The sequence below is a fragment of the Roseburia sp. OM03-7AC genome (assembly GCF_003462625.1).
Lineage (GTDB): Bacteria > Bacillota > Clostridia > Lachnospirales > Lachnospiraceae > Roseburia_C > Roseburia_C amylophila.
Genome location: NZ_QTZJ01000001.1, coordinates 277,618 through 301,235 on the forward strand (window position 1 = coordinate 277,618; position 23,618 = coordinate 301,235).

The 23,618-nt window shown below is 40.7% G+C and carries 26 protein-coding genes; all 26 read left to right on the plus strand.

All coding sequences use genetic code 11. The features are described 5' to 3' along the window. The first annotated feature begins 166 nt into the window (after window positions 1-166). Window positions 167-556, plus strand: coding sequence for a flagellar basal body rod protein FlgB (gene flgB, locus DXB39_RS01320; protein ID WP_117698276.1), 390 nt, complete (start codon window positions 167-169; stop codon window positions 554-556). A 22-nt stretch (window positions 557-578) separates the two neighbouring features. After that, window positions 579-1,022 carry a flagellar basal body rod protein FlgC gene (gene flgC, locus DXB39_RS01325; protein ID WP_117698275.1) on the plus strand — a complete coding sequence of 148 codons (444 nt, stop codon included), beginning with the start codon at window positions 579-581 and terminating at the stop codon, window positions 1,020-1,022. Between the two features lie 27 nt (window positions 1,023-1,049). Next, complete coding sequence (gene fliE / locus DXB39_RS01330; RefSeq protein ID WP_022243316.1) at window positions 1,050-1,361, plus strand: flagellar hook-basal body complex protein FliE; 312 nt, start codon at window positions 1,050-1,052, stop codon at window positions 1,359-1,361. A 21-nt stretch (window positions 1,362-1,382) separates the two neighbouring features. Continuing rightward, window positions 1,383-2,990: a flagellar M-ring protein FliF C-terminal domain-containing protein gene (locus DXB39_RS01335; RefSeq protein ID WP_022243315.1), complete on the plus strand. Its 1,608-nt coding sequence runs from the start codon at window positions 1,383-1,385 to the stop codon at window positions 2,988-2,990. After that, a complete protein-coding gene (gene fliG, locus DXB39_RS01340) occupies window positions 2,991-3,998 on the plus strand; it encodes a flagellar motor switch protein FliG (RefSeq protein WP_022243314.1) in 1,008 nt (335 codons plus the stop codon). After that, complete coding sequence (locus DXB39_RS01345; protein WP_022243313.1) at window positions 3,982-4,782, plus strand: FliH/SctL family protein; 801 nt, start codon at window positions 3,982-3,984, stop codon at window positions 4,780-4,782. Before fliG ends, DXB39_RS01345 begins: the two co-directional genes overlap by 17 nt. 10 nt (window positions 4,783-4,792) lie before the next feature. Beyond that, window positions 4,793-6,100: a flagellar protein export ATPase FliI gene (gene fliI, locus DXB39_RS01350; protein ID WP_117698274.1), complete on the plus strand. Its 1,308-nt coding sequence runs from the start codon at window positions 4,793-4,795 to the stop codon at window positions 6,098-6,100. Between the two features lie 9 nt (window positions 6,101-6,109). Then, complete coding sequence (gene fliJ / locus DXB39_RS01355; RefSeq protein WP_117698273.1) at window positions 6,110-6,556, plus strand: flagellar export protein FliJ; 447 nt, start codon at window positions 6,110-6,112, stop codon at window positions 6,554-6,556. 15 nt (window positions 6,557-6,571) lie between these two features. Continuing rightward, window positions 6,572-7,396 (plus strand): MotE family protein, encoded by an 825-nt coding sequence (locus tag DXB39_RS01360; RefSeq protein ID WP_117698272.1) that lies wholly within the window; start codon window positions 6,572-6,574, stop codon window positions 7,394-7,396. 35 nt (window positions 7,397-7,431) lie between these two features. After that, window positions 7,432-8,907 carry a flagellar hook-length control protein FliK gene (locus DXB39_RS01365; RefSeq protein ID WP_117698271.1) on the plus strand — a complete coding sequence of 492 codons (1,476 nt, stop codon included), beginning with the start codon at window positions 7,432-7,434 and terminating at the stop codon, window positions 8,905-8,907. 13 nt (window positions 8,908-8,920) lie between these two features. Next, the gene (locus DXB39_RS01370) at window positions 8,921-9,643 is read left to right on the plus strand and encodes a flagellar hook capping FlgD N-terminal domain-containing protein (protein ID WP_117841170.1); all 723 of its coding nucleotides are present in this window, start codon (window positions 8,921-8,923) and stop codon (window positions 9,641-9,643) included. Window positions 9,644-9,673: 30 nt separating this feature from the next. Further along, window positions 9,674-10,072 (plus strand): TIGR02530 family flagellar biosynthesis protein, encoded by a 399-nt coding sequence (locus DXB39_RS01375; protein WP_022243307.1) that lies wholly within the window; start codon window positions 9,674-9,676, stop codon window positions 10,070-10,072. Between the two features lie 81 nt (window positions 10,073-10,153). Continuing rightward, window positions 10,154-11,860, plus strand: a complete 1,707-nt coding sequence (locus DXB39_RS01380; RefSeq protein WP_117841169.1) for a flagellar hook protein FlgE — start codon at window positions 10,154-10,156, stop codon at window positions 11,858-11,860. Window positions 11,861-12,114: 254 nt separating this feature from the next. After that, window positions 12,115-12,915 (plus strand): motility protein A, encoded by an 801-nt coding sequence (locus DXB39_RS01385; protein ID WP_117841168.1) that lies wholly within the window; start codon window positions 12,115-12,117, stop codon window positions 12,913-12,915. Beyond that, window positions 12,915-13,748, plus strand: a complete 834-nt coding sequence (locus tag DXB39_RS01390; RefSeq protein ID WP_117841167.1) for an OmpA/MotB family protein — start codon at window positions 12,915-12,917, stop codon at window positions 13,746-13,748. Before DXB39_RS01385 ends, DXB39_RS01390 begins: the two co-directional genes overlap by 1 nt. A gap of 11 nt (window positions 13,749-13,759) precedes the next feature. Beyond that, window positions 13,760-14,272 carry a flagellar basal body-associated FliL family protein gene (locus tag DXB39_RS01395; protein ID WP_117699053.1) on the plus strand — a complete coding sequence of 171 codons (513 nt, stop codon included), beginning with the start codon at window positions 13,760-13,762 and terminating at the stop codon, window positions 14,270-14,272. A 42-nt stretch (window positions 14,273-14,314) separates the two neighbouring features. Beyond that, a complete protein-coding gene (gene fliM / locus DXB39_RS01400; protein WP_117699052.1) occupies window positions 14,315-15,295 on the plus strand; it encodes a flagellar motor switch protein FliM in 981 nt (326 codons plus the stop codon). A 3-nt stretch (window positions 15,296-15,298) separates the two neighbouring features. Next, window positions 15,299-16,438, plus strand: a complete 1,140-nt coding sequence (gene fliY / locus DXB39_RS01405) for a flagellar motor switch phosphatase FliY (RefSeq protein WP_117841166.1) — start codon at window positions 15,299-15,301, stop codon at window positions 16,436-16,438. Between the two features lie 20 nt (window positions 16,439-16,458). Then, entirely contained in the window at window positions 16,459-16,821 is a 363-nt protein-coding gene (locus tag DXB39_RS01410) for a response regulator (RefSeq protein ID WP_117699050.1), read from the plus strand. Window position 16,822: 1 nt separating this feature from the next. After that, the gene (locus DXB39_RS01415; RefSeq protein WP_022243299.1) at window positions 16,823-17,221 is read left to right on the plus strand and encodes a flagellar biosynthetic protein FliO; all 399 of its coding nucleotides are present in this window, start codon (window positions 16,823-16,825) and stop codon (window positions 17,219-17,221) included. Further along, window positions 17,214-18,071, plus strand: a complete 858-nt coding sequence (gene fliP, locus DXB39_RS01420) for a flagellar type III secretion system pore protein FliP (RefSeq protein WP_117841165.1) — start codon at window positions 17,214-17,216, stop codon at window positions 18,069-18,071. Before DXB39_RS01415 ends, fliP begins: the two co-directional genes overlap by 8 nt. A gap of 20 nt (window positions 18,072-18,091) precedes the next feature. Then, window positions 18,092-18,361, plus strand: a complete 270-nt coding sequence (gene fliQ, locus DXB39_RS01425; RefSeq protein ID WP_197420812.1) for a flagellar biosynthesis protein FliQ — start codon at window positions 18,092-18,094, stop codon at window positions 18,359-18,361. Between the two features lie 20 nt (window positions 18,362-18,381). Next, a complete protein-coding gene (gene fliR / locus DXB39_RS01430) occupies window positions 18,382-19,164 on the plus strand; it encodes a flagellar biosynthetic protein FliR (protein ID WP_117699047.1) in 783 nt (260 codons plus the stop codon). Window positions 19,165-19,189: 25 nt separating this feature from the next. Beyond that, window positions 19,190-20,317, plus strand: coding sequence for a flagellar biosynthesis protein FlhB (flhB, locus tag DXB39_RS01435; protein WP_117841164.1), 1,128 nt, complete (start codon window positions 19,190-19,192; stop codon window positions 20,315-20,317). A 30-nt stretch (window positions 20,318-20,347) separates the two neighbouring features. Further along, the gene (gene flhA / locus DXB39_RS01440) at window positions 20,348-22,381 is read left to right on the plus strand and encodes a flagellar biosynthesis protein FlhA (RefSeq protein ID WP_022243294.1); all 2,034 of its coding nucleotides are present in this window, start codon (window positions 20,348-20,350) and stop codon (window positions 22,379-22,381) included. A gap of 1 nt (window position 22,382) precedes the next feature. Next, a complete protein-coding gene (gene flhF / locus DXB39_RS01445) occupies window positions 22,383-23,618 on the plus strand; it encodes a flagellar biosynthesis protein FlhF (RefSeq protein WP_117841163.1) in 1,236 nt (411 codons plus the stop codon).

The window sequence follows — 23,618 nt, forward strand, 5'->3', positions numbered from 1 at the left end:
GGGATTTATAGTGGGAAAAAGCTGTAAATCCCTTTTATATTGTGTGGCCAATTGGAAAAAAACACTAGATAATGTAAAAATAAGAAAAAAATACTTGTGTTTTTTACAAGATTATTTATAATAAAATATGATGCGATAACAATATGGATAACTATGGAGGTGCAGTATGATAAGTTCAAATGCGTTTGACTATATGAATGTGCTGAATAAGGCCGCAAGTGCGAGCTGGGAAAGAGAACAGTTAATATCAAATAATATTGCAAATGCTGATACACCTGGATATAAACGCCGGGATTTGGATTTTGAAAGTACATTGGAATCCGAACTGGGCAAAAGCAAATATGTTTCACTGGATGACAAGGTGGCAAATATCCATATGGACCATCTGAATGCAAAGACATATATCGACAATGCCTCTTATTCTTACCGTCTGGACGGCAACAATGTTGACCCGGAGCAGGAGAATGTAGAGCTTGCCTCAGAAACAATCCGTTATCTGGGATTGACCAACAGTATCAGTCAGGAAATATCACGGTATAAAACCGTTATTAAATAAAATTGTGTGGGAGGAATAAAGAATGGCATTATTTCAGTCGTTTGATATCAGTGCGTCCGGTATGACGGCGCAGCGTTTTCGTATGGATACCATTTCTGAGAACGTAGCAAATGTAAATACAACCAGTACAGAGAATGGAACACCATACCGCAGAAAAATTGTAACTTTTTCGGAAAAAGGTGTAACTCCGTTCAGCAAAGTGCTTTCTGATTCCCGGGAAGGCTATGTGGGAAACGGAGTAAAGGTTTCTTCAGTGACAGAAGATTATTCTACTGATTTTACTATGGAATATGACCCATCCAATCCAGATGCGGATGAAAATGGTTATGTGTCATATCCGAATGTGAATATAGTAACAGAAATGACGAATCTTATTGATGCCAGCAGAGCATATGAGGCGAACGTAACAGCTTTTGATGCAAGCAAACAGATTGCACAGGCAGGATTACAGATTGGTAAATTATAAAAGATATTTGGAAAGGTGAGATAAACGATGAATGTTAATGTATTAACAGGAGTTTCGTCAGATGTTTTTAATACACAGAATGCAGCTGCAACACAGCAGTCAAACAGTGCGGAAAGCTTTGATAATATTCTTGCAACGGCAATGAACATGGTGAAGGAAACAAATAATTATCAGAACAATGCAGAGGAAGAGGAAATTAAATTTGCATTGGGAGAATCAACCAATACCCATGAATTGCTTGTGGCACAGGAAAAGGCAAACATTGCATTATCGTATACAGTTGCAGTAAGGGATAAAGTAATAGATGCTTATAAAGAAATTATGAACATGCAGATTTAGTATAGGTAGGATGAGTAGATTATGCCAGACAGATTGAAAGCAATATTAGAAAAAATAAAAGAGTGGTGGCTGAAGTTTACAACAAAGCAGAAGACGCTTCTTATCAGTATTACGGCTGTAGTAATTCTTGCATTGGTGATACTGGCTGTCGTGATGACGAAACCTACGATGGTTCAGCTGATAACCTGTGAGGATGCAACGCAGGCATCGTCTGTAAAAGACCTTTTGGATGGAAACAGCATAGATTATGAGGTTTCTTCTGATGGAATGACTTTTTCGGTAAATGCAAAGAATCAGGCAGATGCAAATATTTTGCTTGGTTCAAACAGTATTCCGACCAACGGATTTACCATTGATGATGCATTAAGCGGCAGTATCAGCACAACGGAAGCTGATAAGAGTAAACGGTATCAGGTTTTTTTGGAAGATAAATTTGCAAAAGAACTGGAAAATATGGATTTGATTAAGTCGGCAGATGTTAACTTAAATATTCCGGAAGATGATGGAACCTTAGTTACAAGAAATCAGGAGTCCTATGCCAGCGTTAAGCTGGAACTGAACGGAGAGATGTCCGAAGACCAGGCGGCATCTTTAGCAAGATATATAGCAACTGAGATTGGCAATTCTTCCACGGATAATATTACGATTATTGACTCTAATTCCAACCTTTTATTTGCGGGTGGAGAAGAGAGTACAGCAATCGGAACTGCCAGCACACAGCTCAGTTATCAGACAAAGAAAGAAACACAGGTGAAGAAGGCTGTTACAGATGTGATTAAGGGAACAGACCTTTATGATACGATTGATGTAGGATTAAATTTAAAGCTGAATTTTGATCAGGTTACGACTAATGAGACAAATTATTCTGCGCAGGGAGACAGGGATGAAGGACTGATTACCCATGAGGACCGTTATCAGTCAGACTCAACCGGTGGTACGTCGGGAACACCGGGAACAGACTCTAATGGAGATGGAACAACTTATGTACTTCCGGATGGAAGCACATCAGAAAGCTCTGTTACAGATGATTCCATTGACCGTGCACTGGATGAAAAGAACACCCAGACCATTGGCTCTGTAGGAGATATAGAATATGACCAGTCATCCATATCTGTAACGGTAGCCCGTTATGTGACTTATAATGAGGATACCTTAAAAGCAGATGGTACTCTGGACAATATGACCTTTGATGAATTTGTAACACAGAATAACAACCGGGTAAAGGGAACGGTAGATCAGGATCTTTATACTATGGTATCCAATGCAACCGGTATCCCGGCATCTAATATTTCGATTGTCAGCTATGATATTCCGATGTTTGAATATTCTAAGGGCAGCGGCAGAGGCTTTCAGGATTACCTGCAGATTATTCTTGCGGTTCTGATTTTTGCACTGTTAGGATATGTGGTATTCCGCAGTACCAGAAAAGAAAAAGAAACTGAGATTGAACCGGAGCTTTCTGTAGAATCGTTGCTTGAGACAACCAAGCAGGCAGAACAGGAAGATTTGGAAGATATTGGTTACAATGAGAAGTCAGAGATTCGTGTCCTGATTGAAAAATTCGTAGATGAAAATCCGGAGGCTGTTGCGTCGTTGCTTCGTAACTGGCTGAATGAGGAGTGGGAATAAATGGGAACAGAAGAATATAATGGCATTCAGAAAGCGGCAATATTGCTGATAGCATTAGGACCGGAGAAGTCGGCCAGTATTTTCAAACATTTAAAAGAAGATGAAATAGAAGAACTGACACTGGAGATTGCAAATACCAGAAGCGTGTCACCACAGACCAAAGAAAGCGTATTAAACGAATTCTATCAGGTATGCCTTGCACAGCAGTATATTGCAGAAGGTGGTATTGGCTATGCCAAAGAACTCCTGGATAAGGCATTAGGCAGCGACAAGGCACAGGAGGTTATTACAAAACTGACAGCATCCCTTCAGGTTCGTCCGTTCGAATTTGTACGAAAGACAGATCCAAGTCAGGTGTTGAACTTTATTCAGGACGAGCATCCACAGACCATAGCCATGATTTTGTCATATCTGTCACCGGCACAGTCTGCAATGATTTTAGGAGCCCTGACACCGGAGAAACAGGCAGATGTTGCAAAACGTATTGCCAAGATGGACAGGACTTCACCAGATGTAATCAAAGAGGTAGAGCGTGTGTTAGAGAGAAAACTTTCTTCCCTGATCAATCAGGATTACACAATTGTGGGTGGTGTAGATGCTATCGTTGGTATTTTGAATACGGTAGACCGTGGAACAGAGAAACATATTATGGAATCCTTAGAAATCGAAGAGCCGGAACTTGCAGACGAAATCCGCAAGAAGATGTTTGTGTTCGAAGACATCCTGTTGCTGGACGACCGTGCAATCCAGCGTGTGCTGCGTGATGTGGACAACAATGACCTTGCTGTTGCACTGAAGGGTGCCAACGAAGAGGTTCAGAATGTTATCTTTAAGAATCTGTCCAAACGTCTTGCTGCCATGATTCGTGAAGATATGGAATTCATGGGCCCGGTAAGAATGAAGGATGTAGAAGAAGCACAGCAGAAGATTGTTGGTATTATTCGTAAACTGGAAGACTCCGCAGAAATTGTAATTTCCCGTGGCGGAGGTGATGAGATTATTGTCTAATTTATATAAACAGCGTTTTATCACGAATGAATCTGAGAGCCGCGTGATTAATTCCAATACGCTGGCGTATCGTATTTTAGAAGAACAGTCCCGGGCTCTTGCAAAGACAAGAGAACCGGAACAGCCACAGGCAGAGTCAGGTGGATTTGTAGAAGGAATTGCTGCACCGCAGGTGGAAACAATTGATTATGAAGCAGAGGCAAAGGAAAAAGCAGAAGAAATTTTAGCACAGGCAAATGCCGAAGCAGACGAAATCCGAAAAGCAGCCCGGGAGGAAGCAGACGAAATTCGTAAGCAGGCACAGGAACAGGGACAGGCAGAAGGTTTGGAACAGGGAATGCAGGAAGGTGCTGCGGTTTATGATGCAAAGTTAGAGAGCATTGGAAAAAGGGAACAGCAGCTGCAGGATTCTTATCTGGAACAGATGCGGGAACTGGAACCGAAGCTTGTACATACAATTACAGATGTGGTTTCCCATGTTTTCCATGTGCAGTTCCATGATAAGGATGAGATTGTACTTTATCTTGTAAAACGGGCAATGGAATCCATTGACGGACCGAAAGAATTTACAATCAAAGCAGGTCCGAAACAGGCAGCATATCTGGAAGAACATAAACAGGAGCTGTTAGAATGCGTGGGACAGAATGCAACTTTGGATTTAGTTACCATTCATTCCATGACTGAAGGAGAATGTATCATAGAGACAGATACAGGAGTGTTTGAGTGTGGAATGGATGTACAGCTGGATAATCTGATTCGTGATATACAGTCATTGTGTATGTGAGGAAAAAAGAGTGACATGTGATTTGGAAAAATATCAGTTACTTTCGGATAAGACATATTATACCTGCCTTGGAAGAGTGTCTAAGGTAGTAGGTCTTACCATTGAATCTATCGGACCGGAAGCAAAACTGAATGACTTGTGTAAAATATATCGGGATAGAGAGCAAAAAGAATATGTCATGGCAGAGGTAGTCGGTTTTAAGGATAACCGGCTGTTATTGATGCCTTTTGACAGTATTGAAGGTCTGGGTGTTGGATGTATCGTAGCAAATACGGGACATCCTTTGTCTGTTTTGGTGGGAGATGAGGTTTTAGGCCATATTCTGGATGGAATTGGACGACCGACAGATGTGGATGAGATTCATACCGATAAGGAATATCCGATTGAAGCCCCGCCACCAGATCCGATGAAGCGTGAAATCATCAGTGAGGTATTACCACTGGGAGTTAAAGCAGTGGATGGATTAATTACCATTGGAAAGGGACAGCGTATTGGAATTTTTGCGGGTTCCGGAGTTGGTAAGAGTACCCTGCTTGGTATGTTTGCAAGAAATACCAAAGCGGATATCAATGTAATTGCCCTGATTGGAGAGCGGGGCAGAGAGGTGAGAGAATTTATTGAACGGGACCTTGGCGAAGAAGGTATGCGCCGTTCGGTGGTAATTGTGGCAACTTCAGATAAACCGGCATTGATTCGTAATAAAGCAGCCAAAACTGCAACAGCTGTAGCGGAATATTTCAGGGATCAGGGAAAAGATGTACTGCTGATGATGGATTCACTGACCCGATTCTCCATGGCACAAAGAGAAATCGGACTTGCTACCGGGGAACCACCGGTTACCCGTGGATATCCGCCAAGCGTGTATTCGGAAATGCCGAAATTATTAGAGCGGGCAGGAACAGCAGAAAGAGGTTCTATTACCGGACTTTATACGGTGCTGGTAGACGGTGACGATTTTAATGAGCCGATTACCGATACAGCAAGAAGTATTCTGGATGGACATATTGTGTTATCCAGAAAATTAGGACATAAGAATCATTATCCGGCAATCGATATTTTGCAGAGTATTTCCCGTGTAATGAGTTCCATTGTTTCGGCGGAGCATAAGGCGGTGGCAGGAAAGCTGAAAAATGTACTGGCAACCTATCAGGAAGCAGAAGATTTGATTAATATTGGCGCTTATAAGAGCGGCTCCAATGAAGAAATTGATTATGCGGTTTCTAAGATAAAAGCGGTCAATGAGTTTCTGTGTCAGAGGACTGATGAAAAATTTACATTTGAAGAAGAATTGACATTGTTGGAAGATGTATTCAAGTAGGAATGAGATATGGCAAAATTTATTTACCGAATGCAGAATATTTTAGATATTAAATTAAAACTGGAAAGTCAGGCAAAGATTGCATACAGCCAGGCAAATGCAGCACTCCGGGAAGAAGAGGCAAAGCTTTTAAAACTCTTTGAGCGGAAGAATGCATATGATAACCGGGCAAAAGAGTTGGTTGAAGGCAAAATAGATTTGCTGGAAATAAAAAAATGCAGACAGGCAATTGAAAGCATGAAGGTGTTGATTCGAAGACAGATGATGCAGGTGCAGGTAGCAGAGAAAAATGTGGAAGCCGCCAGGCAGAAACTGGAAGAAGTTATGAAAGAGCGAAAGACGCAGGAAAAACTACGGGAAAAGGATTTTGAAGATTTCAAACAACAACTGGCGCAGGAAGATAACAAGGTAGTAGACGAACTGGTAAGCTATAGCTATGGCAGACCGAAAAAATAGACAGGTGGTGTAACGATGGCAGAAGAAATGGATAAGAAAGCAGCAAAGAAAGCGGAGAAGGCAAGAAAGAAGGCAGAAAAAAAGGCTGCAAAGAACATGGAAACTGATTTGGAAAATACAGAAGAAGAGGAAGGCAGTTCTTCAAAACTGGCAGTTGCTCTGGTAACATTGGTCATCATTATTGTATGGCTGGCAATACTGACACTGCTGATTAAATGGGATGTTGGAGGATTTGGCTCTACGGTAATGCGTCCACTATTAAAAGATATTCCGTATGTCAACCGGATTTTACCGGACTCTGAGGACGATCTTTCTACGGAAGAGGATTATCCATATAAGAACATGGATGAAGCGGTAGCTTACATAAAAGAACTGGAGCAGGAACTGGCACAGGCACAGCAGGGGAGCAGTGAAAACAGTGCTTATATCGCGGATTTGGAAGCACAGTCCCAGAAGCTGAAAGAATATGAAGCAAATGAGGCTGCTTTTGAAGAAGAAAAAGAAAAATTTTATAATGAGGTTGTTTTTTCGGACCAGGCACCCGATATAGAACAATATAAGGAATATTATGAGAGCATTGATCCGGATAATGCGGAACTTTTGTATAAACAGGTAGTGGAACAGCAGCAGACAGACAGTAAGATATCTGATTATGTTAAGGGCTATTCCCAGATGAAACCGAAGGAAGCAGCAGCCATATTTGACACCATGACAGATAATCTGAATCTGGTGGCACAGATATTGGAAAATATGGATGCGCAGTCAAGAGCTGATATTCTAGGGAAAATGAATTCTGATACAGCCGCAAAGGTGACAGAAATCATGAATCCTTCAGAATAAATAAAATTGAATAAAGAAGAAAGGAGGAAGAATACATGACGAGTGCAAAGATTTCGGGAATGGTATCAACCCCTGGAACTTTAGACACAGGACTTTCCAAAGTGACGGGCACTGTGGAAAAAGGGTTATGTGCAACTGCACAGGCAAGCTTTGCTTCTGTGATGGAACAGAAAACATCCGGTTATGGAAACCAGCAGCTTACCAGTGGAAATCCGGTAGGAAAAGAACCTGCAGCAACAACCACACAGCCGGCAGCTGTAGCAGACAGCGCAAAGAAACTGAATGTAAAGGAGAATTCTCCTACACAGAAAGTGGAAGAGCTGCAGAATCAACTGGAAGACACAAAGGATGCATTTGAAACTGGTGTAAAAGAAATTCTGAAAGATGAACTTGGCGTTTCGGATGAGCAGGTAGAAGATGCTATGTCTATACTGGGATTGCAGTGGATGGATTTACTGAACCCGGCAAGCCTTTCACAGCTTGTGACACAACTGACAGGAACTGAGGATGCCTGTTCACTGCTTATGAGTGAAGAATTCACAAATATTATGCAGAATACAGATGCGTTGGTTCAGAGCTTAAGTGAGACACTTGGAATTTCTAAGGATGAGTGGGTAGCATTACAGAATCAGTTGGCAGAACTGACAGCGGATTTTAACGAAACAGTGGATATGGCAGATGGCGGCGTGCAGGAAATTGCTCCACAGACTGATGCGACAATTACTTCACAGGATACAACAGTAATGGCAGCTACAGTTCAGATGACCCATACTACAGAAGAAACACAGAATGTACAGCCGGAAGAAGAGACAGAAGATGCAGCGCCGGTAATTCAGGTGAATGCGTCAGAGGATGCACAGACTGAAAACAATGTATCAGAGAATGCGTCCGGTGAAATGGGCGAGCCAGCAGCCCAGTCACAGAAAACGAAAGAGAGCAGTGTAAATGAACATGCGCAGAATATGGAATTTCAGGTAAGAGCAGAACAGCAGACTGTAGCACCGGAAGAGGTAAATAAGGTGGCATCCCGTACAACCATTGATGTGCAGGATATTATGAACCAGATTACAGAATTCGCAAAAGTGAATCTCTCCCCAGAAAATTCATCCATTGAGATGCAGCTGAATCCGGAAAATCTCGGAAAAGTATATTTACACATTGCAGCAACCAAAGAAGGAAATATAACTGCAGAACTGGCAGTAAGCAGTGAAACAGTAAAGACCGCTTTGGAAGCACAGATTGCAGACCTTCGAACCAGTTTAAACCAGCAGGGAATCAAAGTAGATGCAGTCGAAGTTACAATAGCAAGTCATGAATTTGAACGGAACTTGGAGCAGAATGCATCTGGAGAAGAACAGCAGGGCAGTCAGAGAGAAGAATCTGGAAGAACAGCCGGAAGAAGATTGTTCCGTGGAGAATTGGACGAGTTATCCGGGCTTATGAATGAAGAAGAAACATTGGCAGCCCAGATTATGAAAGACCATGGAAATACCATGGATGTAACAGCGTAGAAAGGAGCACAAAATGATAACACAGCTTATAAAAAATGGAGAGGTTGTGGATACCAGTGCAGAATCAAATTCCTCATCCTCTACTTCCAAAAAATCCGGAGGTAGTCTGGATAAAGATGCGTTTTTACAACTGTTAGTAGCACAGATGAAATATCAGGATCCATTGGAACCAACAGATAATACAGAGTATATTTCACAGTTGGCAACATTCTCACAGTTAGAGGAAACCCAGAATATGCAGGCATCCTTACAGGAGATGGAAGCAAATTCACTGGTGGGAAAACAGGTAGTACTTCGTGTTACATCTTCTGCAACAGGCGAGACATCCGATGTTACCGGAACAGTAGACAGTGTAATCCATGAGAACAATAAGACTTATCTTATGGTAAATAACAACCTTTACTCCATTGACGATTTATATTCTGTTATGGACGACAGTTACATGGATGCAATCAGCCTTGCAAAATCATTTTCACTTGCAATTGCATCATTACCTTCAGCAGATGAACTTACACTGGATAATGCAGGTACACTGACCAACCTTCGGAAAGCATATGACAGCATGACCAGTTATCAGAAGTCATTCATTAAACAGAGTGATATCGATAAACTTGTAAAACTGGAAGAGAAAATGAAACAGTTACAGGCTGCCGCAGGAGAAAACGGTGATAAGACAGAAGGTAACGGTGGTACAGAAGACAAAAAAGATACAGAAGAAACAGGGAAAACAGAGTAAACCACGGAAGGTTATTAGGGAGATGAAAGCATGAATAAGATAGCAAATCAATTCACTTCCATTGAACAGGTAGCAGACCAGTATCTCAATCCTTCGAAGAGTAATAAAACGCAGCCGGAGCAGGGAGCTTCTTTTGCGGAGGTATTAAAAGAAAAGCAAAAAGCAGCAGATGTTTCCGAAGTGAAATTTTCGAAGCATGCAAGCATGCGGTTGTCTACCCGGAATATCAGTCTTTCAGACCAGCAGAGTGAACGCTTGGAAGCGGGTGTGGAGATGGCTGAGAAGAAAGGAATCAAAGAATCCTTAGTAGTAGTTGATTCGCTGGCATTCATTGTAAATGTACCGAGCAGGACAGTTGTAACAGCAATGGACCAGAATGAATCAGAAAATAATGTTTTTACAAATATTGATGGTGCAGTAATAGCATAGCCGGACCTTATGGAGGCTGTGAGAACCCTGACTGACAGATGGGTTCTGCGTCAGATATCAAATTTAGGAGGTCATTTCATTATGATGAGAGCAATGTATTCTGCTGTGTCAGGACTTAAGACACATCAGACAAAGATGGATGTTATCGGTAACAATATTGCCAATGTAAATACCGTGGCATTTAAAGAGTCCAGTGTAACATTCAGCGAGATTATGTATCAGACAATTTCTGGTGCATCCGGAGCAAATGCAACAACCGGAACCGGTGGAATTAATGCCAAGCAGATAGGTCTTGGTGTAACCACAGGCTCTACTTCCATCGACATTACTTCCGGTGGAGCAGCCCAGACAACCGGAAAAGCATTTGACTTAAGAATTACAGACAAGGGTAATACAACAAGTTTCTTTGTTGTAAGCAACGGTACTGAAAATCTTTTTACCAGAGCAGGTTCTTTCTATATCGATGGCTCAGGAAATCTTGCCATGACATCTACCGGATACAATGTTATGGGATGGCAGGTAGACCCGACCACCGGACAGATTAAAAAAGACCAGGTATCTGCACTTCGTATCATGCAGGAAAGCAATCTTACTTCTCCGGCAGAAGCAACAACGAATGCAGTTTGTGGTGGTATTGTAGATAAAAACAGTACAGAAATAACCAGTGAAAGTGGATATGCCATGAATTTGAATTTCTTCGATGCATTGGGATATTCCTATACCGCAAAATTTGCAGTCAAAGGTGTAGATACCGATGCCGGAACTTATACCGTTGAGTTGAGTGCTATTTATGATTCTTCCAATAAGAATATCTTAGAGGAGTTTTTGGCAAATGGTGGAAATCTTTCTGATGTATTCGGAGCAAATGCCAGCGGTGGAATTACTAATGCACAGACTGCTTACAATGCAATCAGTACAGAGTGGACAGATACCGGAGCATCTAATTCCTTTGGCGGAAATACATATCATCAGTTCCGTAACAGCAGTGGTGAAATGTACTATATCAATACAACACAGAATGCCGCTACCGGACAGTATGACAGCAAAGTATATCGTGCAATTACTTCAGCCGGTGGTGTAGTAAAAGGATACGAAGCAGTAACGGACGTATCACTTTCTGATATTTATACCGGGTTACAGCCTGGTGCAACCATCAACAGCATTACTGATGGTAATCCACCTACTATTGAAGCAACAGCAGTAAATTACGAACTGAAGTTTGATACTGGTACTGGAAAAGGTAAATTTGTTTCCGTGGGTGACAGCACTAACGGCTCAGTCACATTGAACATGAAACAGTTAGGCGACCAGTTTGAAAATATTTCCATTGATTTTACACAGTGTAAGAATTCTAATAATGGTGGAACATCTACTGTTGGAATGGATGCGGGAGCAATTGATGGAACAACCGGAACAGGTAAGAAGCTTGGAGCATTAACCGGTGTATTTGTAGATACCAATGGTAAAATTTACGGTTCTTACGATAATGGTAATACTGTTCTTTTGGGCCAGATTGCATCTGCCCGCTTTGCAAATGCAGCCGGACTTGAAAAAGTAGGAGATAACTGCTACCGTACTACTTTAAACTCCGGTGAATTTGATGGAATTGGTGTCGAAATTACTTCAAACGGAAGTACCATGAATCCCGGAGAACTGGAAATGTCCAACGTAGACCTGGCTTCTGAATTTACCGAGATGATTACCACGCAGAGAGGTTTCCAGGCAAACTCAAGAGTAATTACTACATCCGATACGCTTCTTGAGGAGTTGATTAATCTGAAACGATAATAAAAATAGTCAGATATAGCGAAAAATAATATAAAAACAGTACATATAGGGGAACTATATTTGATAGTTCCCCTATATATGGTATAATAGAAAATGGAATTGTTTCTAAAATAATTGTAAAAAAAGTAGACATTTTGATGAAAGTTTAGTAAGATGATATAGAAATGAAAATGAAAATACAAAAAGGTGGGTAACAAGGACCATTTTCAAAAGAATGGTGTTCCCATAATTTTATAGAAATGTAGGTGGATAAATTGGATATAGCATCACTTATTGGTACCTTGATGGGACTTGCAATGGTTTTATTTGGAATTATTCAAAGTGCAGGTGTATCGGCAATATGGAATACATATATGGACTTCCCATCCGCTGTTATTACGATTGGAGGATCTATTGCTGGTGTTCTGGCATGTAACAGTATGGCAGATTTCATTAATGGCTTTAAGTCAGCGGGAAATGCTTTTAAGTTACATAAGAATGACCCGAGTGAGATTATTGGAAATATCATTAATCTTTCAAATATTGCCAGAAAAGAGGGGCTTCTTGCATTGGAAGAAGCAGCGAATGATATTGATGATGACTTTCTGAAAAAAGGAGTTATGCTGGTAGTAGATGGAACTGACCCGGAACTGGTGCGTGGAATTCTGGAAACAGATTTGGGCTGCATTGAGGACCGGCATAAGAAAGTAATCGGCTTCTGGGAAAAGTGGGGAGAATTAGCTCCGGCTTGGGGTATGATTGGTACCCTGATTGGTCTGATTAATATGTTGAAGGATTTACAGGATGCATCTTCCATCGGACCTAATATGGCAGTTGCCCTGATTACAACATTGTATGGTTCGCTGATATCTAACTGGATCTGTAATCCGATTGCATCAAAGATGTCAGATAATAATGCCAGAGAAATTATAATGAAAGAGGTTACCGTTGAGGGACTTTTGTCTATTCAGGCAGGAGAAAACCCTCGTGTAATAGAAGAAAAACTGAAATCATTCCTGTCACCACAGGCAAGAGAGGCTTATAATGCACAAGATGAAGCCGGAGGTGAAGAATAATGGCGAGAAAGAAGCGGGAACCGGAAGCAAAGCCGGCGGCTGGCTGGATAACCACCTTTAGTGATTTGATGAATCTGTTGCTGTGCTTTTTCGTGTTGCTTTTTTCCATGTCTACCGTTGATGCAGAGAAGTTTCAGATGGTGATAGCCTCGCTGCAGAGCAGCTTAAGTATTATGCCGGCAGGCAGTATGAGTATTGGCGAGGGAGAAATGGTGGGCAACGGAATCAGCCAGTTGCCGAATATTGATGTTTTTTTTGAAACGTCCTCAGGAGAGGATGGGGATTCCCAGGGTGGCAAAACAGAAGAGACTGAGACTGAGACAGATGTAGCAGAGCAGTATAAAGAACAGGCATTGGCGGAATCAGAACAAATGGCAGAACAAATCGAGCAGCAGATAGAGGCGGGTGGATTACAGAATCAGGTGGAAGTAGATTTTAATGCCGAGTATGTAAAACTTACATTAAATGGAGCAATATTATTTGATTCGGCAAAGGCAAATATCCGGGAAGATGCCCAGCCGCTGATTGCTAAAATAGGAACTATCCTGGAAAACTATGACAGCAATGTGATTGAAATTGAAGGACATACCGACAATGTGCCAATCCATTCGTCAAAATATGAAAACAATAATGTACTGTCCATGTACCGGGCACTTTCTGTGGCGGATTTTATCCGGGATAATACCACATTGGATCCGGCACTGATTAAATCCTCAGGAAGAGGGGAATATGTTCCTGTAGCAGATAATACTACAGAGGAAGGCAGAGCAAGAAACCGTCGTGTTGAAATTAAGGTATATAATTCATATAATTCCGGCGGCACTACAGAATAGGAGGAAATGAGATGAAGAAGAACCTTATGTCAGTGCTTATTTTGGCACTGGTTCTGGTGAACCTGATTTTGACAGGAATACTTACAATAACAATCCTGCCGCAAACAAAGAAATCCAATGAGCTGGTAAACAAGGTATGCAGTGCAATTGATCTGGAGCTGGAGAGTGGGGATGGAACTGAGTCTGCCAGCATTCCAATGGACCAGATTGTGACCTATAAAATTGAAGATGCCATGACAATCAATTTAAAAACAGGTGCAGATGGCGAAACTCATTATGTAAAGCTTACAGCATCCATTTCCATGGACAGCAAGAACGATGGATATAAAACCTATGGCGAAGATATGGCTGATCGTGAAACAATTTTAAAAGATACCATTAATAGCGTAATTAATACCTATACAATGGATGAATTTAATGCGGATCGGCAGGCGGTTAAAGACGCTATACTGGCAGAACTACAGAAGCAGTTTGGTTCAGATTTTATCATTGCAGTCAACTTCTCGGAAGTAACTGTAGTATAGGATTAAAAATAGTAAGCATGAAATATAAGGTGGTGAGAGTCCGTGAGCGAAGTTTTATCTCAGAATGAGATAGATAACCTGCTTCAGGCATTGAGCAGCGGCGAGCTGGATGTAGAAGAAATGAAGGACAATGGCGAGAAGCAGATTAAGAATTATGATTTCGCCAGACCTTCCAAGTTTTCAAAAGAACACTTAAGAACACTGGAGATTGTGTTTGAACATTATGGCAGACTGATATCCACAAATCTTCCGGTTTATCTAAGAAAAAATATTCAGGTTGAGGTGATGAACTCTGAAGCAGTTACCTATTCTGAGTTTTCAAATGCACTTTCTAATCCGGTGGTTCTTGGTATTGTTAATTTTTCTCCATTGAAAGGTTCGGTTATTCTGGAGATTGCTTCAAATCTTGCATATGCCATGGTGGATCGTATGCTTGGTGGAAGCGGAGAACCATTAGCGAAAGTCCGTGACTTTTCAGAAATAGAGTTGCTGATTATAGAAAGAATTATGGGAGTCTGCGTCGACCTGCTCCGGGAACCGTGGGAAAATGTTGTGGATTTACATCCAAGACTGGAACGTATTGAAACAAATTCGCAGTTTGCCCAGATTATTTCTCCGAGTGAAATGATTGCAATTGTTACAATTAATGTAAAAATAGGAGATGTTGAAGGTCTGATGAATATCTGCCTTCCGTATCTTACTTTGGAACCTGTTATGGACAAGTTGAATACAAAATACTGGTATTCTACCATGCAGGAAAAAGATGAACAGCGTTATACGGAAGCAATTGAAACTTTGATTTCAAAAGCACCGATACCTGTAAAAGCAATTTTAGGTAACAGCACCATATCGGTAAACGACTTCATGAATTTACAGGTGGGTGATATAGTTAGATTGGACACGAAAGTGGACCAGGAGCTGGATGTTTACGTTGGAAACATTCGTAAGTTTACTGCATTGCCGGGAGCTTCGGGTGATGACTATGCAGTAAGAGTAATGTCAGTAATTAGAGAGGAGCAGTAAGTGATGGATGGAGTACTATCGCAAGAAGAAATCAATGCCCTGCTAAATAATCCGGGTGCATCATCAGATACGGCAGATGGACAGCTGAGTGATTCAGAAAAAGACACAATCGGTGAAATTGCTAATATCAGTATGGGTACCGCAGCAACGACATTGTTTTCGCTGGTGAACCGTAAAGTGGAAATATCCACACCGGTTGTTACCATGGCAAACTGGGACGACGTGGTAAAGGCGTATGAGCGTCCGTGTGTATTTATACGAATCGGATTCACTGTTGGATTGGATGGAAGCAATATCCTGATATTAAAGGAGCATGATGTTAAGGTCATTACAGATCTTATGATGGGAGGAGACGGAACCAATACAGACGTGGAACTGGGAGAGCTTCATTTAAGCGCAATCAGTGAAGCAATGAATCAGATGATGGGTTCTGCAGCTACATCATTATCATCCATGCTGAATAAAAAGATTGATATCAGCCCGCCTGTTGCAGATCTGATTGATCTGACAGGAAATATTGATGAGGGAGCAATTGATGATTTCCTGACACAGCCATTTGTGAAAATCTCTTTTAAAATGGAAATTGGTGATCTTGTGGACAGTGAAATCATGCAGCTGTATCCGGTATCTTTTGCGAGAGAGATGTGTAAAAGTATTACGGAGACCATGACAGGTGGAAATGAACCAATACAGGAAGCAACACCACAGCCGGCACCGGCTCCTGCATCACAACCACAGGCAAGCCAGCCAGCACCACAGCCTCAGCCAATGATAAATCAGCAGCCAATGATGGGACAGCCAATGATGGGACAACCTGTAGATATGTCGGCAATGTATGCAAACCAGCAGGTAAATGTACAGCCGGCTCAGTTCCAAAATTTTACTGGAGATATGAATGGGGTATTTCCAAAGGAAAATATTGATCTTATTATGGATGTACCATTGGAAGTAACCGTGGAACTGGGAAGAACCAGTAAATCCATTCATGATATATTGGATTTTGCTCCGGGAACAATCATTGAATTGAATAAGATTGCTGGAGAACCAATTGATGTACTGGTAAATGGAAAGTACGTTGCAAAAGGTGAAGTAGTTGTAATTGAAGAAAGCTTTGGTGTAAGAATTACAGAGATTATTAAATAATTAGCAAGGAGATAACTAATATGGCAAAGAGTATTTTAATTTGTGATGATGCAGCTTTTATGAGAATGATGATTAAGGATATCCTTACCAAAAATGGATATACAGTTGCCGGAGAAGCAGAAAATGGAGTAAAGGCAATCGAAAAATATAATGAAGTACATCCAGACCTGGTACTGATGGATATTACCATGCCGGAGATGGACGGAATTCAGGCATTAAAAAAGATTAAAGAAGCAGATGCAAGTGCATGTGTAATTATGTGTTCTGCAATGGGCCAGCAGGCAATGGTTATTGAAGCAATCCAGTCTGGTGCAAAGGATTTTATTGTAAAACCATTTCAGGCAGAACGTGTTCTTGAAGCAGTAAAAAAAGTAGTGGGTTAATATGATATTACTGAGTAGCAGAACATCGGGTGTACAAAGCTTTTTCCAATTGATAGGTGTATTGCTGATATTTGTTTTTGTGCTTGCAATTACATATTATGTAACAAAATGGATTGCCGGATATCAGAAGCAACATAATTTTCAGAAGAATATGCGGGTAGTGGAGACTATGAAACTCACTACAAATAAGTATATTCAGATTATAGAGGTGGGAGAGACCTATCTCGTAATCGGAATCGGAAAAGATGAAGTGACGATGTTAGCACAGCTTACAAGGGAACAGTTAAATGATGTTTCGCTGGAAGATACGGTGAAATATCAGAATACAGGAGAAAGTTTCTCTAACATTATGAAACAGTTCAAAGAACATTTACCGAAGAGCAGGCATAAGGATGAGTAATTTTAAGAAGAAATACTGTCTGGTATCTTTTATATTTGCGGTTATTGCAGTTGTTGTTACACTGGTGGCATTTGTACCACAGAAAGCGTATGCGGCATCTGTAAATATACCTGGGGTAACTGACAGCAGTAATAGTAATCAGTCAACTGAAAATGGCAATGGTCCAGATGGAACAGCATCCTCTGGTAATAATGGACTTTCTGTTAATATTAATAATGGAGAGGGAAATTTATCCGGGACAGTTCGGATTTTTCTGGTACTGACTGTAATTGCGTTAGCACCATCTATTCTTATTATGCTGACTTCCTTTACCAGAATTATTATTGTGCTTCATTTTGTAAGAGCAGCAATTGGAACGCAGACTGTTCCGCCAAATCAGGTGTTGATTGGACTGGCGTTGTTCCTTACCCTGTTTATTATGAACCCGGTTTTCTCACAGATTAATGAAAATGCATTGAAACCGCTGGATGCCGGTGAAATCACGCAGGAACAGGCCTTTGAGGCAGGAATGGAGCCAATCCGTGAATTTATGTTTAAACAGACACAGGCAAAGGATATCAATACATTTTGTGACATTGCCGGCGTGACTTATGAGACACAGGATGATATATCCAATACTGTGCTGATTCCGAGCTTTATTTTAAGTGAGCTGAGACAGGCATTTATTATTGGATTTGTTATATATATTCCGTTTATTGTAATTGACATGGTAGTAGCATCTGTCCTTATGTCGATGGGTATGATGATGCTTCCGCCAACTACGATTTCTCTTCCGTTTAAGATTCTGCTGTTTGTGCTTGCTGATGGATGGAATCTTGTTATCAGGGAACTGGTAGAGACATTTTACTGATGAAAGAGGTGTAGAAATTGATCACACAGGGAGAAGTTTTAGATATTGCAAGGGACGCTATTTATAATATTATTTTAACTTCGGCTCCATTGCTTTTAATATCACTTATCGTAGGCTTGATTATTAGTATTTTTCAGACGGTTACATCTATTCAGGAACAGACGCTTACCTTTGTACCGAAGATTCTGGCTGTATTTGCAGGAATGCTTCTCTTTGGAGCGTGGATGCTGAATAATATGACTGATTTTATGACGAGATTGTGGTCTGATTTTAGTTTATATATCAGTTGATATACAGGTAGAGATAAAACATGGTTAATTATAGTTTCTCACTGCTTACATTTGAATATTTTTTGCTGGTTCTGGTGAGGATTACTTCTTTTGTTTTTTCGGCTCCATTTTTTAGCATGTCGAATACTCCGGGAAGAGTCAAAATTGGTTTCTCAGTATTTGTATCCATCCTGTTGATTGGAGTATTACCTGAAAGCACGATAGAATATGGAGGAGTAATTGAATATGCCACAATTGTCGTGAAAGAGGGAATTACAGGATTGCTGATTGGTTTTGGAGCAAATATTTGTAATTCCATTGTTTTATTTGCGGGTAATATTATGGATTTAAATATGGGCTTGTCCATGGCGACCGAGTATGATCCGGTAAGTAAAACAAATTCTCCGATAACAGGTAATTTTTATAATTATCTGGTCATGTTATTGCTCATGTCCAGTGGAATGTATCAGTATATCTTACAGGCAATTGTTGATTCTTTCACTCTGATTCCGGTAAATGGTCAGAATTTTATGTGGGATTCCCTGCTTCAGACCATGGTTTCTTATATGACGGATTCCATGGTGCTTGGTTTCCGGGTGGCACTTCCTGTTTTTGCAGTGTTAATGATATTGAACTGTATTCTTGGAATCATGGCAAAGATTGCACCACAGATGAATATGTTTTCTGTTGGTATCCAGCTTAAGATATTGCTTGGATTTCTGGTTTTGTTTTTGACGATACAGCTGCTTCCGTATGTATCCGATTTTGTGTTTACTGAGATGAAACGGATGGTTACCGGAATTGCATCAGGAATGCATGGATAAGCTGGTACATGAATAGGAGATTTATATGGAGGAAAGAGATTTACTTCTGAAATATAATCTGCAGTGGTTCGCAAAAGAGGGACCTGGCGGCGAAAAGACAGAGCCGGCAACTGCAAAAAAATTAAAAGATGCAAGAGAAGAAGGAAAAGTTGCAAAAAGCAAGGAATTTTCCGGAGCAGTAGATTTAATTGTTTTATTCCTGGGATTGAAGATTTTTGGAAGCTATGTTTCAGAAAACTTAATGAATGAGTTTTCAGGTTTCTATCGGAAAATCCCGGATATTTTATTAGAAAATAAGACGGGCATGACAGTAAAATCCAGCCATATGCTAATGTCGCAGGCTGTGATTGAAATGATAAAGGCCATGATACCGTTTCTTTTAATCGGAATGGTGGTAACGTTTTTAGTCAGCGTGCTTCAGGTGGGCTGGAAAATAAGCGGGAAGCCATTAAAACCGGAATTATCAAAGTTTAATCCTATCAATGGTTTTAAACGGATGTTTTCCAAAGATTCTCTGTTTGAACTTGTAAAGTCTATTGTCAAAGTGGCGCTGGTCATGTATGTGGCGTATTCCGAGATTAAGGACAGGCAGGGAGAATTATTTGTTATCTATGATATGGAACTGTTGCAGGCAGTTGCATTGATTGCCGGACTTATTGTGGATGTGGGTTTAAAAATAAGTCTGGTTTACCTGATTGTCGGAATCGCTGATTTGATTTATCAGAAACATAAATTCAAAGAAGAAATGAAGATGACCAAACAGGAAGTAAAGGACGAGTATAAGAATACTGAGGGAGACCCACAGATTAAGGGAAGACAGCGTCAGAGAATGCGTGAGGCATCGCAGCGCCGAATGATGCAGGATGTGCCGAAGGCAGACGTAGTCATTACGAACCCAACCCATTATGCAGTTGCGATAAGGTATGATGCGGAAGTATCCAAAGCACCGGTTGTGGTTGCAAAGGGTGAAGATTTTCTGGCTGCAAAGATTAAGGAAGTGGCAAGAGAAAATCAGGTGGAAATTGTAGAGAATAAACCGTTGGCGCGTATGCTTTATGCAAATGTAAATGTCGGAGCAGAAATTCCACCAGAATTGTATCAGGCAGTTGCAGAAGTGCTTGCGATGGTTTACAATCTAAAAGGCAGAAATTAATACGAATTTAAATGAAAGGAGGAAACCGGAATGAAAAAAGCGGATTTTGGTGTAGCAATCTATCTTCTTGCTGCAGTCATATTCTTTATTATTCCGATTCCTTCTATTTTATTGGATGTCATGCTGGCGATTAATATTTCACTGGCAATGATTATTCTTTTTAATGCATTATTTGCAAAAGAAGTGCTGGATATGTCATTTTTCCCGACACTGTTATTGTTTACCACCATATTCCGAATCTCATTAAATGTTTCTTCCACCCGATTGATTTTATCTACCGGTGAACCAGGAAATGTAGTAGAGACCTTTGGAGGCTTTGTAGGTGGTGGTAATCTTGTAATCGGAGCAATTGTATTTATTGTCCTGATTCTGATACAGTTTATCGTTATCAATAAAGGTTCTGAGCGTGTATCTGAGGTAACTGCACGTTTTACATTGGATGCAATGCCTGGAAAACAGATGGCAATTGACGCAGATTTAAATACTGGTGCCATCACAGAGAAGGAAGCAAGAGAACGGAGAACTAAGATTCAGCAGGAATCTAACTTCTTTGGTTCTATGGATGGTGCAACCAAGTATGTAAAAGGAGATGCAACGGCCGGCCTTATTATTACATTCATCAACCTGATTGGTGGAACAATTATGGGGGTCATGAATGGCGGGCTGTCTGCCATGGAGGCACTTCAGAAATATGGTATATTAACTATTGGTGATGGACTGGTCAGCCAGGTTCCGTCTCTTTTGATTTCGCTGGCAACAGGTATTCTGGTAACAAAAGCATCCAGTGAAGCGGATTTTGGATCCATGCTGGTAAAACAGCTTTTTGGAATTCCCAAGGTATTGTATATTGTAGGTGCAACGATAACCTTTCTTGGAATTGCAACTCCGCTGAATCCGGTACTTTTCTGTGCGCTTGGCATTGCATTTTTAGCTGCCGGACGGAAGATACAAAAGGATGTAAAGGTGGAAGAAATCGAAGAGGAAACCAATGCAGATGAAACGGCGGCAGAAGAAATCCGGCGGCCGGAGAATGTGGTTTCACTGCTTCAGGTTGATCCTATTGAACTGGAGTTTGGTTATGGTATTATTCCACTGGCAGATGTAAATCAGGGTGGAGACCTTTTGGACCGTGTAGTAATGATTCGTAGACAGATTGCACTGGAACTTGGAACAGTGGTTCCGATTATTCGTCTGCGTGATAATATTCAGTTAAATCCTAACCAGTATATTATTAAGATAAAGGGAATTCAGGTAACAGAAGGAGAAATCCTTTTTGACCACTATATGGCAATGAATCCGGGATATGTGGAAGAGGAAATCACCGGTATTCCGACCTTTGAGCCATCCTTCCATCTGCCGGCAATCTGGATTACAGAGGGACAGAGAGAGCGTGCGGAGAGTCTTGGCTATACCGTAGTAGATCCGCCATCTATTATTGCCACCCATCTGACAGAGGTAATCCGTTCCCATATTGCAGAACTTCTTACCAGACAGGATGTATCTAATCTTATTAGTAATATCAAGGAAAACAATCCTGCACTTGTGGATGAACTTACACCGAAGCTTCTTAGTATTGGTGAAATTCAGAAAGTTTTACAGAATCTTTTACAGGAGGGCATCTCTATCCGTGACCTGCTTACGATTTTTGAAAATTTAGCAGACCATGCGGTAACAACCAGGGATACCGATGTATTGACAGAATATGTGCGTCAGGGATTAAAACGTGCAATTTCAAGTAAATACTTTCCGGCAAATGAGACAACCAGCGTGGTAACATTAGATCCGAAGGTGGAACAGGAAATCATGGGTTCTGTAAAACAGACTGAGCAGGGAGCTTATCTGACTTTAGACCCGGAGAAGACCAAGAATATTATGGAATCCTTGAAGCAGGAAGTGGCGAAGTTAGAGAATATTGGAAAGAATCCGATTGTCATTACTTCGCCAATTGTGCGGATGTATTTTAAGAAACTCACTGAGGACTATTTCAAAGACCTCATTGTGGTGTCTTATAATGAAGTGGAATCAAATGTGGAATTACAATCAGTAGGGATGGTGACAGCATAAAATGACGATTAATAAATTTCAGGGCAGAACAAGAGAAGAGGCAGTTGATAAGGCGAAAAAGGAAATGGGAGAAGCAGTTGTGATTATGAATGTAAAGGAAATCAAACCGAAGGGTTTATTCCGGGCATTAAAGAGCACAACTTATGAAGTGACGGCAGCATTAGAGGAAAAGGAACAGACAGTTAATCCTCTTCCTGCGTTACATGCTCCATTAAAGATGCATGACAGCATAAATTTTGCAGCAAATGAAAAAATTGAAATTCCGGCACCGGAACCAGCAGCCATTCATCCGGAAAGCAGTCATGATTTGGAAGAAAAGATAGAAAGTCTTTCTAATTTATTAGAAAAGAAGTTAAAACCGGAAAAAGAGGAAGAACCAAAAGAAGAGGAAAAGCCGGAAAAGGAAACTGATGCTCCAAAGGATATGAAGCATCAGCAGTCTGAGACTTTCCGTTGTATCCGCATGATTTATGAAACATTACTGGATAATGAAGTGAATGAAAGATATGTCAACCAGATATTAGATGATGTGGAGAAGAATTTAAGAGGCAGTGCAAGCATGGATATTATCTTATCCAATGTTTACCAGAAAATGGTATTAAAATTCGGGCAGCCTCAAAAGATTGAACTGGTACCGGGACAGCCTAAAATCGTATTTTTTATTGGACCAACCGGTGTTGGCAAGACAACAACCATTGCAAAAGTGGCTTCCAGATTTAAAGTGGATTATGGCAAAAAAGTAGCACTTTTAACAGCAGATACTTATCGGATTGCTGCGGCAGAACAGTTACGTACTTATGCGAATATCTTAGATACACCGCTGACAGTTATTTATTCATCGGAAGAAATGAATGCAGCCATAGAGCGTGTAAAGGATTATGATCTCGTTCTGGTAGATACCGCAGGATTCTCTTATAAGAATGAAGATCAGAGAAAAGATATGAGAAACCTCATAGAAAGTCTGGATGACAAATATGAGAAGGATGTTTATCTGGTATTAAGCGCAACTACAAAATACCGCGATTTGATGGAAATTGTAGATAAATACCATGAGATATCGGATTATAAGATTATTTTTACTAAATTAGATGAAACCAGTAGTTATGGTAGTCTGTTAAATATTCGCATGTATTCTGGTGCGGATGTTTCCTATGTGACAACAGGGCAGAATGTGCCAGATGATATTGAAATTTTCCAGTCACAGAAAATTGTAAAACAGTTATTGGGAGGCAGATAA

Excerpts from the sequence above, each read along its gene's own strand:
- fliE (WP_022243316.1), top strand. The coding sequence starts at position 1,050 with ATGAATGTTAATGTATTAACAGGAGTTTCGTCAGATGTTTTTAATACA.
- DXB39_RS01370 (WP_117841170.1), top strand. The coding sequence starts at position 8,921 with ATGATAACACAGCTTATAAAAAATGGAGAGGTTGTGGATACCAGTGCA.
- fliP (WP_117841165.1), top strand. The coding sequence starts at position 17,214 with ATGAGTAATTTTAAGAAGAAATACTGTCTGGTATCTTTTATATTTGCG.
- DXB39_RS01415 (WP_022243299.1), top strand. The coding sequence starts at position 16,823 with ATGATATTACTGAGTAGCAGAACATCGGGTGTACAAAGCTTTTTCCAA.
- DXB39_RS01395 (WP_117699053.1), top strand. The coding sequence starts at position 13,760 with ATGAAGAAGAACCTTATGTCAGTGCTTATTTTGGCACTGGTTCTGGTG.
- fliG (WP_022243314.1), top strand. The coding sequence starts at position 2,991 with ATGGGAACAGAAGAATATAATGGCATTCAGAAAGCGGCAATATTGCTG.
- fliR (WP_117699047.1), top strand. The coding sequence starts at position 18,382 with ATGGTTAATTATAGTTTCTCACTGCTTACATTTGAATATTTTTTGCTG.
- flgC (WP_117698275.1), top strand. The coding sequence starts at position 579 with ATGGCATTATTTCAGTCGTTTGATATCAGTGCGTCCGGTATGACGGCG.
- DXB39_RS01410 (WP_117699050.1), top strand. The coding sequence starts at position 16,459 with ATGGCAAAGAGTATTTTAATTTGTGATGATGCAGCTTTTATGAGAATG.
- DXB39_RS01375 (WP_022243307.1), top strand. The coding sequence starts at position 9,674 with ATGAATAAGATAGCAAATCAATTCACTTCCATTGAACAGGTAGCAGAC.
- flhA (WP_022243294.1), top strand. The coding sequence starts at position 20,348 with ATGAAAAAAGCGGATTTTGGTGTAGCAATCTATCTTCTTGCTGCAGTC.
- flhB (WP_117841164.1), top strand. The coding sequence starts at position 19,190 with ATGGAGGAAAGAGATTTACTTCTGAAATATAATCTGCAGTGGTTCGCA.
- DXB39_RS01365 (WP_117698271.1), top strand. The coding sequence starts at position 7,432 with ATGACGAGTGCAAAGATTTCGGGAATGGTATCAACCCCTGGAACTTTA.
- flgB (WP_117698276.1), top strand. The coding sequence starts at position 167 with ATGATAAGTTCAAATGCGTTTGACTATATGAATGTGCTGAATAAGGCC.
- fliY (WP_117841166.1), top strand. The coding sequence starts at position 15,299 with ATGGATGGAGTACTATCGCAAGAAGAAATCAATGCCCTGCTAAATAAT.
- DXB39_RS01335 (WP_022243315.1), top strand. The coding sequence starts at position 1,383 with ATGCCAGACAGATTGAAAGCAATATTAGAAAAAATAAAAGAGTGGTGG.
- fliJ (WP_117698273.1), top strand. The coding sequence starts at position 6,110 with ATGGCAAAATTTATTTACCGAATGCAGAATATTTTAGATATTAAATTA.
- DXB39_RS01380 (WP_117841169.1), top strand. The coding sequence starts at position 10,154 with ATGATGAGAGCAATGTATTCTGCTGTGTCAGGACTTAAGACACATCAG.
- DXB39_RS01390 (WP_117841167.1), top strand. The coding sequence starts at position 12,915 with ATGGCGAGAAAGAAGCGGGAACCGGAAGCAAAGCCGGCGGCTGGCTGG.
- DXB39_RS01360 (WP_117698272.1), top strand. The coding sequence starts at position 6,572 with ATGGCAGAAGAAATGGATAAGAAAGCAGCAAAGAAAGCGGAGAAGGCA.
- flhF (WP_117841163.1), top strand. The coding sequence starts at position 22,383 with ATGACGATTAATAAATTTCAGGGCAGAACAAGAGAAGAGGCAGTTGAT.
- DXB39_RS01345 (WP_022243313.1), top strand. The coding sequence starts at position 3,982 with ATGAGATTATTGTCTAATTTATATAAACAGCGTTTTATCACGAATGAA.